At 36.7% G+C, this 15,649-nt stretch carries 17 protein-coding genes and 2 riboswitches; of the genes, 8 read left to right on the top strand and 9 right to left on the bottom strand.

Features of this window, described 5'->3' with window-relative positions; all coding sequences use genetic code 11:
• Nucleotides 1-95 precede the first annotated feature (95 nt).
• From H624_RS0101125 to H624_RS0101100, 6 genes are all read right to left on the bottom strand, one after another.
• Nucleotides 96-887 (bottom strand): energy-coupling factor transporter transmembrane component T family protein, encoded by a 792-nt coding sequence (locus H624_RS0101125; protein WP_026865935.1) that lies wholly within the window; start codon nt 885-887, stop codon nt 96-98.
• Nucleotides 877-2,328 (bottom strand): ABC transporter ATP-binding protein, encoded by a 1,452-nt coding sequence (locus H624_RS0101120; protein ID WP_240921807.1) that lies wholly within the window; start codon nt 2,326-2,328, stop codon nt 877-879. The genes H624_RS0101125 and H624_RS0101120 overlap by 11 nt, the downstream gene beginning before the upstream one ends.
• Nucleotides 2,288-2,869 (bottom strand): ECF transporter S component, encoded by a 582-nt coding sequence (locus tag H624_RS0101115; protein ID WP_026865933.1) that lies wholly within the window; start codon nt 2,867-2,869, stop codon nt 2,288-2,290. Before H624_RS0101115 ends, H624_RS0101120 begins: the two co-directional genes overlap by 41 nt.
• A gap of 60 nt (nt 2,870-2,929) precedes the next feature.
• Nucleotides 2,930-3,020, bottom strand: a riboswitch (TPP riboswitch).
• Nucleotides 3,021-3,072: 52 nt separating this feature from the next.
• Nucleotides 3,073-3,486 (bottom strand): 6-pyruvoyl trahydropterin synthase family protein, encoded by a 414-nt coding sequence (locus tag H624_RS0101110; protein WP_026865932.1) that lies wholly within the window; start codon nt 3,484-3,486, stop codon nt 3,073-3,075.
• A 12-nt stretch (nt 3,487-3,498) separates the two neighbouring features.
• Nucleotides 3,499-4,995: a pyruvate kinase gene (locus tag H624_RS0101105; protein ID WP_026865931.1), complete on the bottom strand. Its 1,497-nt coding sequence runs from the start codon at nt 4,993-4,995 to the stop codon at nt 3,499-3,501.
• Between the two features lie 60 nt (nt 4,996-5,055).
• Entirely contained in the window at nt 5,056-5,319 is a 264-nt protein-coding gene (locus tag H624_RS0101100; protein WP_035855308.1) for a 4a-hydroxytetrahydrobiopterin dehydratase, read from the bottom strand.
• Between the two features lie 127 nt (nt 5,320-5,446).
• Between H624_RS0101100 and H624_RS0101095 the strand changes: the two genes are divergently transcribed.
• Nucleotides 5,447-5,875, top strand: a complete 429-nt coding sequence (locus H624_RS0101095; protein WP_026865929.1) for a pyridoxamine 5'-phosphate oxidase family protein — start codon at nt 5,447-5,449, stop codon at nt 5,873-5,875.
• A 73-nt stretch (nt 5,876-5,948) separates the two neighbouring features.
• Nucleotides 5,949-7,283, top strand: a complete 1,335-nt coding sequence (gene glnA, locus H624_RS0101090; RefSeq protein ID WP_156889120.1) for a type I glutamate--ammonia ligase — start codon at nt 5,949-5,951, stop codon at nt 7,281-7,283.
• A 46-nt stretch (nt 7,284-7,329) separates the two neighbouring features.
• Here the strand turns inward: glnA and H624_RS0101085 are convergent, their stop codons facing one another.
• Together H624_RS0101085 and H624_RS0101080 are read right to left on the bottom strand one after the other, a co-directional pair.
• The gene (locus H624_RS0101085; protein WP_026865927.1) at nt 7,330-8,058 is read right to left on the bottom strand and encodes an SDR family NAD(P)-dependent oxidoreductase; all 729 of its coding nucleotides are present in this window, start codon (nt 8,056-8,058) and stop codon (nt 7,330-7,332) included.
• 34 nt (nt 8,059-8,092) lie between these two features.
• Complete coding sequence (locus H624_RS0101080; RefSeq protein WP_026865926.1) at nt 8,093-9,523, bottom strand: phosphate--AMP phosphotransferase; 1,431 nt, start codon at nt 9,521-9,523, stop codon at nt 8,093-8,095.
• A 146-nt stretch (nt 9,524-9,669) separates the two neighbouring features.
• A riboswitch (FMN riboswitch) is annotated at nt 9,670-9,799 on the top strand.
• A gap of 145 nt (nt 9,800-9,944) precedes the next feature.
• Here H624_RS0101080 and ribD point away from each other — a divergent pair.
• From ribD to ribH, 4 genes are read left to right on the top strand one after another with little or no spacing between them, the layout of a single operon-like run.
• Nucleotides 9,945-10,976: a bifunctional diaminohydroxyphosphoribosylaminopyrimidine deaminase/5-amino-6-(5-phosphoribosylamino)uracil reductase RibD gene (gene ribD, locus H624_RS0101075; protein WP_035855472.1), complete on the top strand. Its 1,032-nt coding sequence runs from the start codon at nt 9,945-9,947 to the stop codon at nt 10,974-10,976.
• Complete coding sequence (locus H624_RS0101070; RefSeq protein ID WP_026865924.1) at nt 10,961-11,575, top strand: riboflavin synthase; 615 nt, start codon at nt 10,961-10,963, stop codon at nt 11,573-11,575. Before ribD ends, H624_RS0101070 begins: the two co-directional genes overlap by 16 nt.
• The gene (locus H624_RS0101065; RefSeq protein ID WP_026865923.1) at nt 11,568-12,737 is read left to right on the top strand and encodes a bifunctional 3,4-dihydroxy-2-butanone-4-phosphate synthase/GTP cyclohydrolase II; all 1,170 of its coding nucleotides are present in this window, start codon (nt 11,568-11,570) and stop codon (nt 12,735-12,737) included. The genes H624_RS0101070 and H624_RS0101065 overlap by 8 nt, the downstream gene beginning before the upstream one ends.
• Nucleotides 12,738-12,748: 11 nt before the next feature.
• Nucleotides 12,749-13,216, top strand: coding sequence for a 6,7-dimethyl-8-ribityllumazine synthase (ribH, locus tag H624_RS0101060; protein WP_026865922.1), 468 nt, complete (start codon nt 12,749-12,751; stop codon nt 13,214-13,216).
• A gap of 58 nt (nt 13,217-13,274) precedes the next feature.
• Here the strand turns inward: ribH and H624_RS0101055 are convergent, their stop codons facing one another.
• The gene (locus tag H624_RS0101055; RefSeq protein WP_026865921.1) at nt 13,275-13,613 is read right to left on the bottom strand and encodes a DUF6176 family protein; all 339 of its coding nucleotides are present in this window, start codon (nt 13,611-13,613) and stop codon (nt 13,275-13,277) included.
• Nucleotides 13,614-13,757: 144 nt separating this feature from the next.
• On the opposite strand from H624_RS0101055, the gene H624_RS0101050 reads away from it, so the two are divergent.
• Nucleotides 13,758-15,209 (top strand): SulP family inorganic anion transporter, encoded by a 1,452-nt coding sequence (locus H624_RS0101050; RefSeq protein ID WP_026865920.1) that lies wholly within the window; start codon nt 13,758-13,760, stop codon nt 15,207-15,209.
• 15 nt (nt 15,210-15,224) lie between these two features.
• A complete protein-coding gene (locus H624_RS0101045) occupies nt 15,225-15,614 on the top strand; it encodes a universal stress protein (protein ID WP_026865919.1) in 390 nt (129 codons plus the stop codon).
• Nucleotides 15,615-15,649: the final 35 nt, after the last annotated feature.

Below are 15,649 nucleotides of genomic sequence, written 5' to 3'. Positions count from 1 at the left end.
TTTTTCACTTAAATAATATCATGAGATAAAAGAATTATTGAAAAATAAATAAACTCTTAACAATAGTAAAAATCCCTTTTAAAATTCAAAGGGATTTATCTTGCATCACTAGTATTAAAGATAGGGTAGTTTATGCCTAAATACGATGAGATTAATAGAGCGATTAAAATAGTAATGACAAAGAATATATCATTAAAGGAAAAAGTTGTTTGTCGGTAGTAGGTTCTCTGATTATCACTGAACCCTTTGGACTCCATAGCAATACCTAGGCGATATGCTCGACGTATACTTTGGCTCATCAAGGTAACGATTGTCATTCTTAGTCCTTTAAAACCAGAAATGCGTTTCTTATCTATTAAAGGTGCACGAACTTTTCTAGCACGTCTTAACTGTACATATTCTGAGAAAATTAATGGAATCATATTGATAGCTGCCATAAAAGAATAGGCATATTTTGACTTTATTTTGAAATGAATCATCAAAGCATAAAATACATCCGTAATCTTTAAAGTGAAGATTACTAATGCGCCAAATAACGATAAAATAACGCCTCTCATGGTGATATGAATACCACGGATAAAACTCTCTTCTGTAACATGGATGATACCTAATTTAAATAAGGTTGTATCGCCCTTTCCGTATAGAATCATATAGGTGCTGGATAATAAACCGGACACTAAAATAACGCCTAATAGAATACATAAATAACGCCATTGGATACCACTTAAGGTAAACAATAGTATCGCCATTATACATACAAAATAAAGCAAGGTATTCGGGTTATGAGTAAAGACGACAATCACAAAAAGTGCAGCAGCTGCGATAATTTTGGTAACTGGGTTAACGTTATGAACGAAAGTATCTTTATTCTTAATGCTATCGAACATTGTGTGTGTCCTTTTCTAGGATCATGCCATCCAGAATTTCTAAACGACGGGATGGATAACGCGTTTGAATATTCACGTCATGGGTAATCATAATTATTGTTGTACCAGCTTTAACCAATTCATCAAAAAGTTCCAGCATAAAGAACGTGTTTTTTTGATCCAGTCCAAAAGTCGGCTCATCTAATAACAACAAATCAGGTATGCCACCTAATGCTGTTGCCACACTTAAGCGTCTCTTTTGCCCTGTGGATAATTCTAGTGGATTTAGATGGGCAGAATGTTCTAGCGAAAACATTTTTAAAATATCTTCTGTCTTCTGTTTTGCTAGATTCTCATCATATCGGTGTTCCATATTGATATATATTTCGTCATAAACTCTATGAGTTATAAATTGCAGTTCTGGATTTTGAAAAACTGGGTAGACATCTCCGATGATATCCTTTGTTTTCTTTACAAGCTTATTCTTATAGATAATTTGTCCTTGATGGGGAATCAACTTCATCAATGCACTAAGAAAACTTGATTTACCCGCACCATTTGGACCTTCTAATGTAAGCCATTGCCGAGACCTTATGTGTAAATGATCAATGTAAAGTATATCAATGCCGCGTCTGTCTATTTTCATATCTCTAATTTCTAATAAAGGCGCTCCGTCTTTATTACTTTGTACAAATTGTGGTGCTTGGTTCCACGACATTGGATGCCAGACGCCGTATTCATTAAGTAAGTCAACGTGGTGACTTAGTACAAATTTTGGATCTTTATCGAGAATAATTTCTCCATCATCATTCATTAGGATGACACGGTCGACCTTATCCCAAATATATTCAACTCGGTGTTCTACAATCACAACAGTTAGGTCGGACCAAATAGATAAAATCGTTTCCCAAAGATTTTTTGCAGAATCATCATCTAACATGCTTGTTGGTTCATCTAAAAATAAAGTGTCCGGTTCTTGTAGGAGTGCTGCAGCAACAGATAGCTTTTGTTTCATCCCACCAGATAGTTGATTAATTGATAAGTCTAAAGGTACGTCTAGTCCAATTCTTTTTAAAGCGTTAGTCATCATGTTGTTCATCAGACTAGGAGCAATCCTCTGGTTTTCTAGGATAAATGCAAGTTCTTCTTCAACGGTTGGCATGGTGAACTGGGCATCAGGGTCTTGGAATACGTAGCTTGAAGCATTTGGTATATCTAAATAATCTGCTTTTACAGGTGTATGAATGACTTTAGGAATCAATCCGCCCATCACATTTAGTAAGGTGCTTTTACCGGAGCCAGAAGGACCGACAAGTAACACCTTTTCCCCTTTCTTAACACTTATATTGATGTTTGAAAATAATAGCTGCTCTGTCTCAGGGAATTTGAGTTTAAGGTTTTCGATATTTATATCAGTCATATTAAAAACCATCAGACGAATCGCTTTGTTTTTTACCAACATATTTTAAGACACCGGTCCCTTTTACACCTTCATAGAGTTTATGACCTAACCATCCGGCGACGATTGCGCCACTGATAATTCTGAAGATAAGCATCAGCATTAGGTTCCAAGTTTCTAAATGACCAAGGTAGCCATAATACCAATCAAGCGGAATTGTTGATAAGGCTGCTGCTACACCTGCGAGTACAGCTACATATAACTTAGTACTGTTATATCTATAGAGTAAGAAAATGATCTCACATGCCAGTCCTTGGAGTAGTCCATACATGATTAAGACGATATCGAACTGTAACAGAACGATCGTTTCTCCAGAAGCTGCTGCAAATTCTGCAAGTAAAGCGACACCCGGTTTTCTAATAATTAAATAAGCTACAATTGCAGCAATGAACCACATACCATAGACCAATTCATTGATGTGTAAACCAAGGGGCTGCAAGACGGTATATACACCATCCCAGAGAGAATAAAGTACTGCAAAAACTAAGGCGATGACAACTGTGATCAATACGTCTGTCAAAGTTAAAACATTGCTGTTTTTCATAGAATAAACCTCCGTGATTTTTACAAATAAAAAAACACACCACTAACGGAATGGTGTGCATATAAAAATATGCCACTTCCCTACGCTAGTATGATCTAGATCAGGTGATAAGGGTGATTCTCAGCCTTTACAGGCACCCCTAGTGGTGGTGATTTCAATATTTGATTATCTCAATCATAGTACACTTACACATTTTTGTGAAGTTAATTTGTAACAGTCACGCCGTGATTCGTACTTTCGTATAGGGTGACTTTAATTAAATCATCTTGCGGCTTTAAAATTTTGTTAAATTCATCTCTGATCCATAGTGCGATATTTTCCGCAGTAGTATTCATATTTACTAGCGTCTCATTTAATATCTGCCCATCTAAAAGCGGCCGGATTTTATTGTGGTATAAGGCGTCAATAGCCATAAAGTCAGTCGCTAAACCGGACTCATCAATTGGTGAGTTCACATCAACCGTCAATCTATAGGTGTGGTTGAGTAAATCTTTATACTGTGTTTTGGAAAAAAAGATTCGATTATCACAAGTGAATGTGTAATGGAGATGAATGGTGACCTGTTCTTTCTTATAGGCAAAATTGCTTGGTGCTTGTATATGACTCAGTGTTGACATAGTTTTCATCCTTTACTCATTAAAGAGTGCCTTAGATATGTTTAGGGCTCTTAACATTGCTGTTTTTTTATAGTTATGGTCTTCGCTCTTAATCAGTATATCATTCACTGTTTTAACACCTTCTACAATGTAATCTCCCTTGTTTAGCATAATACACTCTGCTCTTGCACCTGCGACAACATCAGATATTTCTGAACGTGTTGGGATACCGTTCTTAATCAGAGATTCTAATACTTGAGTTGCCCAAATCATTGGAATGTGTGCAGCCTCACATATCCATAATAGTTCTTCTTGAATTTCACTCAAGCGTTCATAGCCGATTTCTACAGCGAGGTCTCCACGAGCGAGCATGACACCAAAAGGTCTGTGTGAAGCGGCTTCGGCTATGATATTAGGGAATTCTTTTATGGCTTCTACAGTTTCGATTTTAGCAATAATAGGCATGTCTTTATTGTCATCAGGGAGCTTATCCTGTAATACCGATTCGATAAAAGCCATATCCTCTTTTGATTTAACGAAGGAAAAAGCGATCAAATCGGCATGTTGGCTAGCAAAATCTAAGTCTACTAAATCTTTTTCTGTTAAGACGTTTAAATCGATATCTACATCTGGGAAATTAATGCCTTTCTCTGTCTTAATTTTAACGCCATTTTCTTTAGTTACTTTAGTCACTTTTAAAATTAGGCCTGAGTCAAGAACCTCTGTTACCTTAGCCTCAACTTGACCGTCGTCAATCTTAATCAGTTGCCCAACATCAATATTTTTAAGGACTTCGGGTACTGAAGTGTTAACTGCAATTTCAATGTTAGCTGGTAAAGTCATCGCATCTTCATTAGATAAGAGGAATGATTCACCGGTTTTCAATTTAGGGTTTCTCTTGGAAGTAAGTAGATTTTTAATGCGAACTTTAGGACCGCTAATATCCATCAGAATACGACATTCTGTGTTCCCTTCTTTAGCCGCCTGTTTTATGTTGTGAATCATTTTCTTCCAAACACTACTGTCATCGTGGGCACAATTAATACGGGCTGTATTCATGCCTGAATCTATAAGGTCTTTTACAAGTTGATAGTCTGTTGCTGCGTCACTTGGCATAGTCACCATGATTTGTGATTGCCTGATTTCAGGGCCTTTGCCAAGCAAAAGGTCAGTATTATGTTTAAGCATGCTATATCGATTTTCGCCATCTTGATATTCTGGATAAGAAACATCATCTTGTTCATGGCCTGTTATATAACCTAAGGTTTTAATTACTGAATCTAAGTTTGACAAAACATGGGGCTCGATGCGTCCAAGAGAAGAAACGCCCCAAGGGATTAAATTATTTTGGATTTCTCGATGATCGTACTGCCTGAACGCCATATAATATGCTAAATTTCGAAGACTGTCACTATAGCTACTTCTTGTGTTAGATTCGGACCACTGGTCTAGCAATTTTTGGCCATCATCTAGCACTTGTACTTTCAACGATTTTACATCTTCAAGTATCCTTTTTGCTTCCTCGTTCATGATCAACCTCCTTAAAGGTGAAAAAGCTGCCCGGCCATTCATTAACCGGACAGCCGATCTTTATATATATATTTCATCTGTTGCTTTGGCACCTTCTATATCACGTTCCTTGAGTTCGTGTGTTGAGAATGTAGTCCAAACAACTGTAATCGTCGAATAATTAATTCTGATACCTGGGTGGTGTTGTACATCTTCTGCATACTCTGCAAGCTTATTGACGAAGTCTATGCCTTCAGGGAATGTTTCGAACTTAAATTTTTTAATTAACTTCTCATCTTCAAGAGTCCAACCTTCCAACTGCTCTGCTTCTTCTTTTATATTCATGTTAATACCTCCCGTTTATAATTTATCTATTTATTATTTACCCATATTTAAATATAAAAATCCAAAATGATTTAATATGTTTACCATGTGGTAAAGGATATCTAACTACATAAAGTGGGTGATATAAATGGATATAGAAAAGATAACGACACGTATTAAAGAAATTTTAGAAGAATCAAAAGTAGGCGTATTATCAACTGCTAAGGACAATATTCCAGACTCTCGTTACATGTGGTTTTATAACGATGGTTTAACCCTTTATGCTAAAACAAATGATCAGTCAAGAAAATACGAGGAGCTGATTGATAATCCTAACGTCCATGTATTGTTAGGGTTTAATGATGAGAAAAAACACGCGTTTGTAGAAATAACAGGATCAGTGGAAATAGTAAAGGACCAAGAAGTAATAGAAAATATTTGGGAAGAAGCGGATGAAGAATTTTTTGGATCTGTAAATAATCCTAATCTGGTTGCCCTTAAAGTGAAACCTAATTATATAAAGATTATGAGAGATAAGAATTTTGATGAAGTAGAAATTGATATCGAAGATATATAGTTTAGATTTATTCTTACAGGGCATACAAACTATGAGAAGGATTTTTAAAATCTAATTAGGAGTGATTATGTTAATGAGTAAAATATCTGCTTCAGATATTTTAGAAAGTGCAAAAAAAGAACAGGTAGACTATGTCAAACTTCAGTTCACTGACATACTAGGCGCCCTGAAAAATGTGGAAATTCCTGTTGAACAATTAGAAGAAGCTCTTGAAGGTCAAACAATGTTTGATGGTTCTTCAGTAGAAGGTTTTGTTCGAGTTGAAGAGTCAGACATGTTTTTAAAACCCGATTTTGACACGTGGGCAGTATTCCCTTGGTTGGAAGAAGAGTTCAAGGTGGCAAGGCTCATTTGTGATGTACATGATTTTAATAATCAACCTTTTGAAGGTGATCCGAGAAGTAACTTAAAACGTATTGTAAGTGAGATGAAGGATATGGGTTATGACCAGTTTAACCTAGGTGCTGAGCCAGAATTTTACCTGTTTAAGCTTGATGAGAATGGTGAGCCGACGAATGCAGTAAACGACACCAGTGGTTATTTTGATGTGTCTATTTCAGATACAAGTGAAGCGTGCCGTAGAAAGATTGCTAGAACATTAAAAGAAATTGGTTTTGAGGTCGAAATGTTCCACCATGAAGTAGGTCCTAGTCAGCACGAAATCAGTTTCAAATATAGCGATGCTGTAACGGCAAGTGATAACATTCAAACGTTTAAATATATTGCAAAAACCGTTGCTCATCAGTATGGTCTACATGTAACCTTTATGCCAAAACCCCTTTATAATGAACCGGGTAGTGGCATGCATTATAATGTATCGCTGTTTAAAGATGATAATAATATATTCTTTGATAAAAATGATGAATTTGGCTTAAGTGAAGAGATGCGTTACTTCATGGCCGGTCTATTAGATCATGCTAGGGGTTATACTGCAATTTGTAATCCTTTAGTAAATTCCTATAAACGATTAACTTCAGGTTTTGAAGCACCAAGATACATTGCTTGGAGTGGCAGAAACCGTACACCGCTCTTAAGAATACCGGGTACTAGAGGTGCGGGAACGAGAGCAGAAGTAAGATCGCTTGATCCGTCTGCGAACCCTTATCTAGCGACGGCAGTCATCCTAAAAGCCGGTTTAAGTGGTATCCAAAAAGAGAAAGATTTAACAACGCCTGTTGATGAAAATATATATAATATGTCACACAAAGAAAGAAAATCAGAAGACATAGAAGATTTACCAACAACTTTATATACAGCAATTAAGGCGTTAAGGGCAGATGAAGTCATTCAAGAAGCTCTTGGTCAACATATATTTGATCATTTTGTAGAGAATAAATTATACGAATGGCAAAGATATAGTGCGCAAGTAACGTCATGGGAAATGACAGAATACTTGACTCAGTACTAAAATAACACCGTTATAATGACTATCGTTATAACGGTGTTTTATCGATTTATAAATAATCTTTTACATTGTAACTCTCTTGATTTCCGAAATCGTCAGAAGTTACAACCTTGATGAGTGCAGCTGCAACATCTTCAGCTTTTGCTAGCGCATTATTTGACTTATATTCTTTAAAACGATCTAGGTTTGGAAATTCATTGATGTCTGAAGAACGAATAGTTTCTTGCATTCCAGTATCAATCACACCTGGGTAGAATATGGCACTCTTGATGTTATTTTCTTGATGTATGTTCTCCTTATTTAAAACTTCATGAACCATATTAATAGCTGCTTTTGAACTACAGTAAGCACCCCAACCCTCAATGCCGTTTACCGCAGCCCCACTTGTTACAGTTAGAATACGTTTGGTACCTTTGAAATCTTTAAGACGATTGATGAATCCCTTGATAAGTAGTGTTGGTGCAACAACATTTGTTTTATAGTTATCTAGCATTTCAGAACCATTTAAATTGCCTAGTGAATGTACAGGGTCTACAGTACCTGCTACATTGAGTAAATACACTTCATCGCCATTACTAGGTTCAATAGCTGAGAAAATATCTGATATTGAATTTTCTAAGGTGTCGATGTCATTAAAGTCAGTAAGAAAACTCTGGTGTATAACTGTATTATTTTCTATAGGACTACGTGTAATGCTAATGATTTTGTCGTCCTTTAGTAAGTTTGCAACTGCCTGACCAAGTCCCCTATTTGTTCCTGTTAAAAACACATATCTCATGATTTAAACTCCCTTATGTTTGATAATTCTTATACTACACTTTTTTTAGGCGTGATTCACACATTTTTATAATTGTTTCAAGGGCAGTAATGCGTGCATAGCGCTTGTTATTTGAAGAAATAATGCACCATGGTGCAATTTTAGTCGATGTGTAATTAATCATATCTTCTGATGCTTCTAAATATAAGTCCCATTTATCCCTATTTCGCCAGTCCTCTTCAGTAATTTTCCAAGCCTTTTCAGGTGTGTTCTCACGGTCTCTAAATCGTTCTAGCTGTTCTTCTTTATCTAGAGATAGAAAGAACTTTATTATGATTGCACCGGCGTTGGATAAGGATTTCTCAAAATCATTTATTTCTTGATAAGCCTGTTGCCACTCTCTCATAGTTGCAAAACCTTCTACACGTTCAACTAAAACACGTCCATACCAACTTCGATCAAAGAAGCCGATATGACCAGTTCTCGGGATTCGGTTAGCGAAACGCCATAGATAATGATGAGAAAGCTCAATATCTGACGGTGCACCTATGGCGTTATTTGTATATCCTGTCGGGTCAAGTAATGCTCTTGTACGTTTGATATTACCGCCCTTCCCAGCTGCATCCATACCTTCGTAGACTAAAATTAAAGGTATTTTATGTTCATATAACTGAAACTGAATTTCTCGCATTTTTTCTTGGAGTAAGGGTAATCGTTTCTGATAATCTTTTTTCTTCATTTTTTCTTTGTCAAAATCAAATGTGAACAGCTTCGTTTCAAAATCCCTTGTGAATTTACCGTCGACAACTGGTTCTTCTGCTGTAGAAGCGCGTTCAATTCTTGATTCAAGACGGTCGATGAGAATTTTATACATATCATTGACAGCTTGGTCACTGTTGTGGAAATTCACAACTTCCCAAGGACAAAGTGTTTGTCTGTTGATGAAATACGACATTTCCTCATCATAATCATGGTGCTTAAGTAAACCTTGGAATTCTTCAGCTTTCCATTTTAAAACAGGGTTTCCCTTTAATTTTTTAATATGACGTTCACGCGCTTCTTTGTCTGTATTAATAAAAAGTTTAATGATTTCGTAGTCATTATTAATCAGCGTTTCTTCGAAATTTTCCATATCCTCTTCTAGTTCTGCCATATTAAAAGGTGTATGTGTGGCTTTGTAGTAATCTTTTAGCTCTATATATTGAGAATACCAACTTCTGAAGTGGATATTGATATCGCCTTCCGGCGGTAAATGATACCAATAACGTTGTAAAAATGGATAGCGTACATAAGCCTCTCTTGGTGGCCTAGCTGCAATGAAGTTCGTATACTTTGCATCAAGGGCCATATATAATGCATTAGCGAGTCTTGATTTACCTGAAGCGGGGGCCCCTTCAATTAAAATCATGACAGGTATTTCTAATTCGTGTGCAGCTCTCGTAACTTCACCTAGTTTATTTTCTAACTTTTCGTTAATGTCGTCCATCAACCCATCCCCTTAAGATAAATATTTTGTCTATTATTTCCCTTGTTATACATAAAGAAAACAAAGTATAAAGTATTGAGAAATCAAAAGATTGCCTTTTCCCGACTTGTATACTATAGTTTAGTCAGAGTTTTTCAACTGAATAAATATTCTTTCGGGGCAGGGTGAAATTCCCAACCGGCGGTGAGAGCCCGCGACCTGTACGTTATTTTACGTATGGCTGATTCAGTGCAAGTCTGAAGCCGACAGTTAGAGTCTGGATGGGAGAGAGAATAATGCAGCAGCGTAAAATCTTTATAATTTTTGCGTTTATTTAACATTGCAATTTGTGCAATGTTATTCAGCATACATTATTTTAGCACCGGTGGATGATTTCATTCCCGGTGCTATTTATATTCAGGAGGTAAACTTGAATCACTATATGGATATAGCTATATCAATGGCTAAACTAGCAATTGGACAGACAGGTATGAATCCGCCTGTTGGTGCGGTCATCGTAAAAAATGGTCGCATTATTGGTACTGGTTCCCATTTAAAAAGTGGTGAAATGCATGCAGAACTTGCAGCGTTACAGGCTTGTATTGAGGATCCAGAAGGTGCGGATATCTATGTTACTTTAGAACCATGTTCGCATCACGGTAAGACGCCGCCTTGCACTGATGCCATAATAGAATCAGGTATCAAACGTGTTTATTATGCCTATAAGGATAATAATGATAAGGTGTCAGGCATTCAAAAATTATCAGCACACGGAATTGAAGTGATTTATTCAAGGCATGAAGCGGCAAGTGAACTTTATCGTCCTTTTAATATAAGGCTTATGAACAAAAGACCCTATATTACTCTCAAGTGTGCACAGACACTGGATGGTAAGATAGCACGTCAAAACGGTGACAGTCATTGGGTGAGTAACTCGGAATCAAGAAGGGATGTCCATCAAATTAGACAGCTTCATGATGGCATTTTAATCGGTGCAGGTACTTTGATAGCTGATGATCCCTTATTGACAGTTCGTCTTTTTGATAATGATAAACAACCGATACCAATCGTTCTACTGGGTTCAAAAGTTTTAAATCAATCGTTGAATTTATTGAAGCACCCAGTTCAACCTATTGTATTTACGACTAATGAAGGAAATTTGAAGTTTAAGGATACTTGTAAAGTATATGTAGGCAACTACACTTTGACAGAAATATTAACAATATTAATTGAAGAGAATGTCTCTTCCGTGCTTGTTGAGGGTGGTACAACTGTTCACACTCAATTTATAAATGAAAACTTATTCGATGACCTCATCATTTACATTGCCCCGAAAATATTTGGTTATTCTAAATATCAATTACATAGTGGTGTCTTGGATACCCACGATGGACTGATATTGCAAAACGTTGAAAAACTCGAGTCAGACATAAAGCTTACCTACAGGAGGACTCGACAATGTTTACAGGATTAATCGAACACACTGCTCCGGTTTTAGAGATCAATCGACAATCGGAACTTACTTCTTTAAAGATACAAAATACTCATTTCAAAAATTTAATACAAGGTGAATCTATTGCTGTTAACGGTGTATGTTTAACAGTTACTAATTTTACAAATGATACTTTTGAAGTAGACATCGTCAATGAAACCATGAACGTTACAAACTTCAATCAGCTGCAACCTAACCAAAGTGTAAATCTAGAGCGAGCATTAAGACTTGACCAACGTTTAGGTGGTCATCTCGTTGGTGGTCATGTGGAGGGCACTGGTCAAATCATCACGTCTTCAATAGACGGAGATGCCCTTGTTCTTGAAATAACAGTGCCGGATATGCTTATGAAGTACATGGTACATAAAGGCTCTGTAACGATAGACGGCATTAGCCTGACAATATTTGAAGTCGATTATGAACGTTGTAGAATTACTTTGAATATCATTCCAGAGACTCAGAGACAGACGAATTTAAGTAACAGAATTGTCGGTGACAACGTCAATATTGAATCGGATATGATTGTCAGACATGTCGCTCACTTAATGTCGTTTAAACAGGCAGGTGGGACCCATGTTTGATGCTATTGAAGCTGCACTTGCAGCACTAAAAAATGGCGAGCTTATTATCGTGACTGACGATGAAAATAGAGAAAATGAAGGAGACCTTATTGGTATTACGGAATTTATCGATGAAGAAGCAATCAATTTCATGGCAACACACGGTCGCGGTCTTATATGTGCACCAGTTTCAAAAGAAATTGCAAGACGAGCTGGTCTTAATCATATGGTCGAATATAATAGCGATGAGTTTCAAACAGCTTTTACGGTTTCAGTTGACCATGTGAACTCGACAACAGGAATCAGTGCTTTTGAAAGGTATGAAACAATTCAAGCTTTGATAAGTAATCATCTTTCAACAAGCGATTTTAATCGACCAGGACATGTATTCCCACTGATTGCTAAAGACGGAGGTGTCAGAGAAAGACAAGGGCATACTGAAGCGGCAGTTGACTTAGCAAAACTCACTGGTGCAAAACCAGCGGGGGTAATCTGTGAAATTATGAATGATGACGGCACTATGGCAAGATTAGATGACCTTATCCCCTATAAGAAAAGGCACAATTTAAAGATGATAAATATTAAAGATTTAAAAGCATATATAGAAAAAAATATGACAGTATCACATGAAAGTACAGTATCTCTACCAACAAGCTATGGTGATTTTAAGTTACATGCTTTTACAGACCAAGACGGTTTAGAACATCTCGCTTTGGTTCATGGTGATATAAAAAAACGTATGAATGTGAGAATTCATTCTGAATGTCTAACGGGTGATGTGTTTAAGAGTGAGCGTTGTGATTGCGGAGAGCAACTAGACCTTGCCATGAAAGTCATGGCTAAGGAAGACGGCGTTATATTGTATATGCGTCAAGAAGGCCGTGGCATTGGGTTAATTAATAAGCTGAAAGCATATGAATATATTGAAGCGGGTTATGATACCGTCACTGCGAATGAACATTTGGGATTCGACGCTGATTTGAGACGTTATGATGCAGCTGGGAGTATTCTGAAGTATCTAGGTATAAATGAAGTAGATTTATATAGCAATAATCCGATGAAGGTCACTGGTCTAAGTAATGAGGGCATTATTGTGCATCAAACTTCACTTATTATTCCGCCCAACAGCCACAATGAATCATACTTGAGAACTAAAAAAGAAAAACTAGGACATTTATTATAGGAGGAAGTATTATGAATGAATTACAGGGAAATATGGATGGAAAAGGCTTAAAAATTGCGATAGTAACTGCAGAATTTAATGGTTTCATCACAGAGCAATTATTAAAGGGTGCCCATTCAACATTGTTAAAATACGGGGTGATTGATGATGACATTGACTCTGTACATGTACCAGGTGCATTTGAATTGCCATTGATCGCCAAAACATTAGCAGAATCAGGTCGTTACGATGGTGTTATAACGTTAGGATGTGTCATAAGAGGTGCCACAACACATTATGATTATGTATGTAACGAAACAGCAAAAGGGATTAGTAATGCTAGTCTATCTACAGGTATTCCCGTTATTTTTGGCGTTATAACGACGGAGAATGTTGAACAAGCTATAGATCGTGCGGGTGTTAAAGTAGGGAATAAAGGTTCAGAAGCAGCGGCCGCAGTCATAGATATGGCAAGAAAATTAAACTTGATTAATGCATAAATTAGGTAAAGAAAACCGGCTGACAAATATAAATTGTCAGCCGGTTTAATGATATCGGTCAGCGAATTAGTTGTCTGATATGATCAGGTAACATAATTACTTCTGCTTGCATATCAGCTGGTCGGAATGTCTTATCGATACAAGCATCCATATATTCTAGGTGTTTCTCATCGATATCTGCATCACTGATTTTCTCACCATCATCAGCTTGAATGCTGTACCAGTATAAGTATTCAACATCCATGAAGACCTCTCGGAAGATTGTTTCTACGTACATCTTTTCTCCTTCTAAGTTCATCAAAACATCATCCATGTTCTCTTGCATGTATTTAATCCACTCATCAACTATTTCGCTTTTTCCTTCTTTAACTTTAAACTTAGTGAGTTCAGCTCTCATGATAGCTCCTCCTCGTATATTTACACTATATATAATTATTTTATATTAAATTTTATCATGTTGCGAATAAATAAGTGTGATCTTAACATTTTATAAACAAACATCTGCTATAATAATATGCATTAATCTTTGAGGAGTTAGAAAATGTTGGAAAAATTTAAAAGAGAATGGTTGACTGCTCCAGGCACAAACATCCTAGCTGGTATAGTGGTTGCCCTAGCATTAATACCAGAAGCGATCGCATTCTCAATCATCGCAGGCGTAGATCCAATGGTTGGTTTATATGCATCATTTCTTATTGCCGTCATTATATCCCTTGTGGGTGGTCGCCCGGCAATGATTTCAGCTGCAACTGGTGCAGTTGCCTTAATTGTCGTACCGCTAGTACGGGATTATGGTGTAGAGTATTTATTTGCAGCAACGATTCTAATGGGTATCATTCAAATCTTACTAGGTATATTTAAGGTAGGAAAACTACTTAAGTTCATACCAAATTCGGTTATGATTGGTTTTGTAAATGCCTTAGCGATCATGATTTTTATGGCACAACTACAGCATATATTTGGTATATCACTTGATACATATATTTATTTCATTATTACTTTAATTATTTTATATGTTGTACCAAAATTCTTAAGGACTATACCCGCTCCATTGATTGCGATAGTGACCTTAACAGCGGCCTACATGATATTTGGAGCTGAGGTTAGAACTGTAGGTGACCTTGGTGCAATTGAAAAGTCATTGCCGAGCTTTTTAATTCCTGATGTACCATTTACATTGGAAACTTTAAAAATAATTTTCCCATATTCACTATCTATGGCAATAGTTGGTTTGGTGGAAAGTTTATTAACCGCACGTATCGTTGATAATGCAACTGATACTTACTCTAGTAAAAATAGAGAGTCTAGGGGTCAGGGTATAGCGAACCTCGTAACAGGTTTTTTTGGAGGAATGGGAGGCTGTGCAATGATAGGACAATCTGTTATTAATGTGAGATCAGGAGCGACGACGAGACTCTCTACTTTTACAGCTGGTTTTGTGCTCATGCTGATGATTATTGTACTGGGCGATTTGGTTGTCCGAATCCCTATGCCGATCCTGGCAGGGATTATGGTCGTTGTTACTATTAGTACCTTTGAATGGAAAACCTTCAAGTATATAAGAACTGCACCAAGGACGGATGTCTTTGTAATGTTATTATCTGTTGCTATAATCTTGTTAACAGATAATCTGGCGATTGGTGTTGTGGCAGGCGTATTCTTTAGTGCCATATTCTTTGCGACTAAGATTTCTAAAGTATCAGTCGAAATGGATGAATCAGAGCATCATTTTACATTTCGTGTTGTGGGGCAAGTATTCTTTGCTTCAATTGACACAATGATTGAACAGATAGAATTTAGACCCTATGATAAGCATATCTACTTAGATTTTTCACAGGCACATTTGTGGGATGATTCTGCGGTGGATGCCATTGATACTATAGTTAGAAAGTTTGAAGATAAAGGGAACATGGTATTTGTCTCAAAACTTAACGCTGATAGTAGAAAAATTATGAAGGAATTAAGCGAATTAAACGAACAACATCTTACTTAAACTAGGAGGGGTACGGTGTATCAATCAGTTTTATTGGCAGCGGATGGTTCAGAAAATAGTTTTCGTGCAGCAGTAGAGTTGATGCATTTTATCGGTGAAAAAACAAAGGTAACAGTGCTGAATGTTACCGAAATTGAACATTCGAAGGATGAAGTATTACATGGGCTGAAGCCAGCGAATCTGGATTCCATCACAACGCTATTCGACGAAAGTAACGTTGATTATAACGTTGTTATAGAACGTGGTATACCTGAAGAAACTGTCATTAAATACGCTAATAGCAGAGATTACGATATTATAACGCTAGGCAGTAGAGGATTAAATAGTCTACAAGAGATAATGATGGGAAGCTTGAGTCGAAAAGTCGTTAAAAAATCAGAAATTCCAGTTTTAATTGTTAAATGAGGATGGGTGAGCGAGACTTATGAGAAAGAATATAA

Origin of the sequence: Jeotgalicoccus marinus DSM 19772, from assembly GCF_000425825.1 — a bacterium.
Lineage (GTDB): Bacteria > Bacillota > Bacilli > Staphylococcales > Salinicoccaceae > Jeotgalicoccus > Jeotgalicoccus marinus.
The sequence above is the reverse complement of the archived record's forward strand: the minus strand, read 5'-3'. Positions and strand labels throughout refer to the sequence as shown.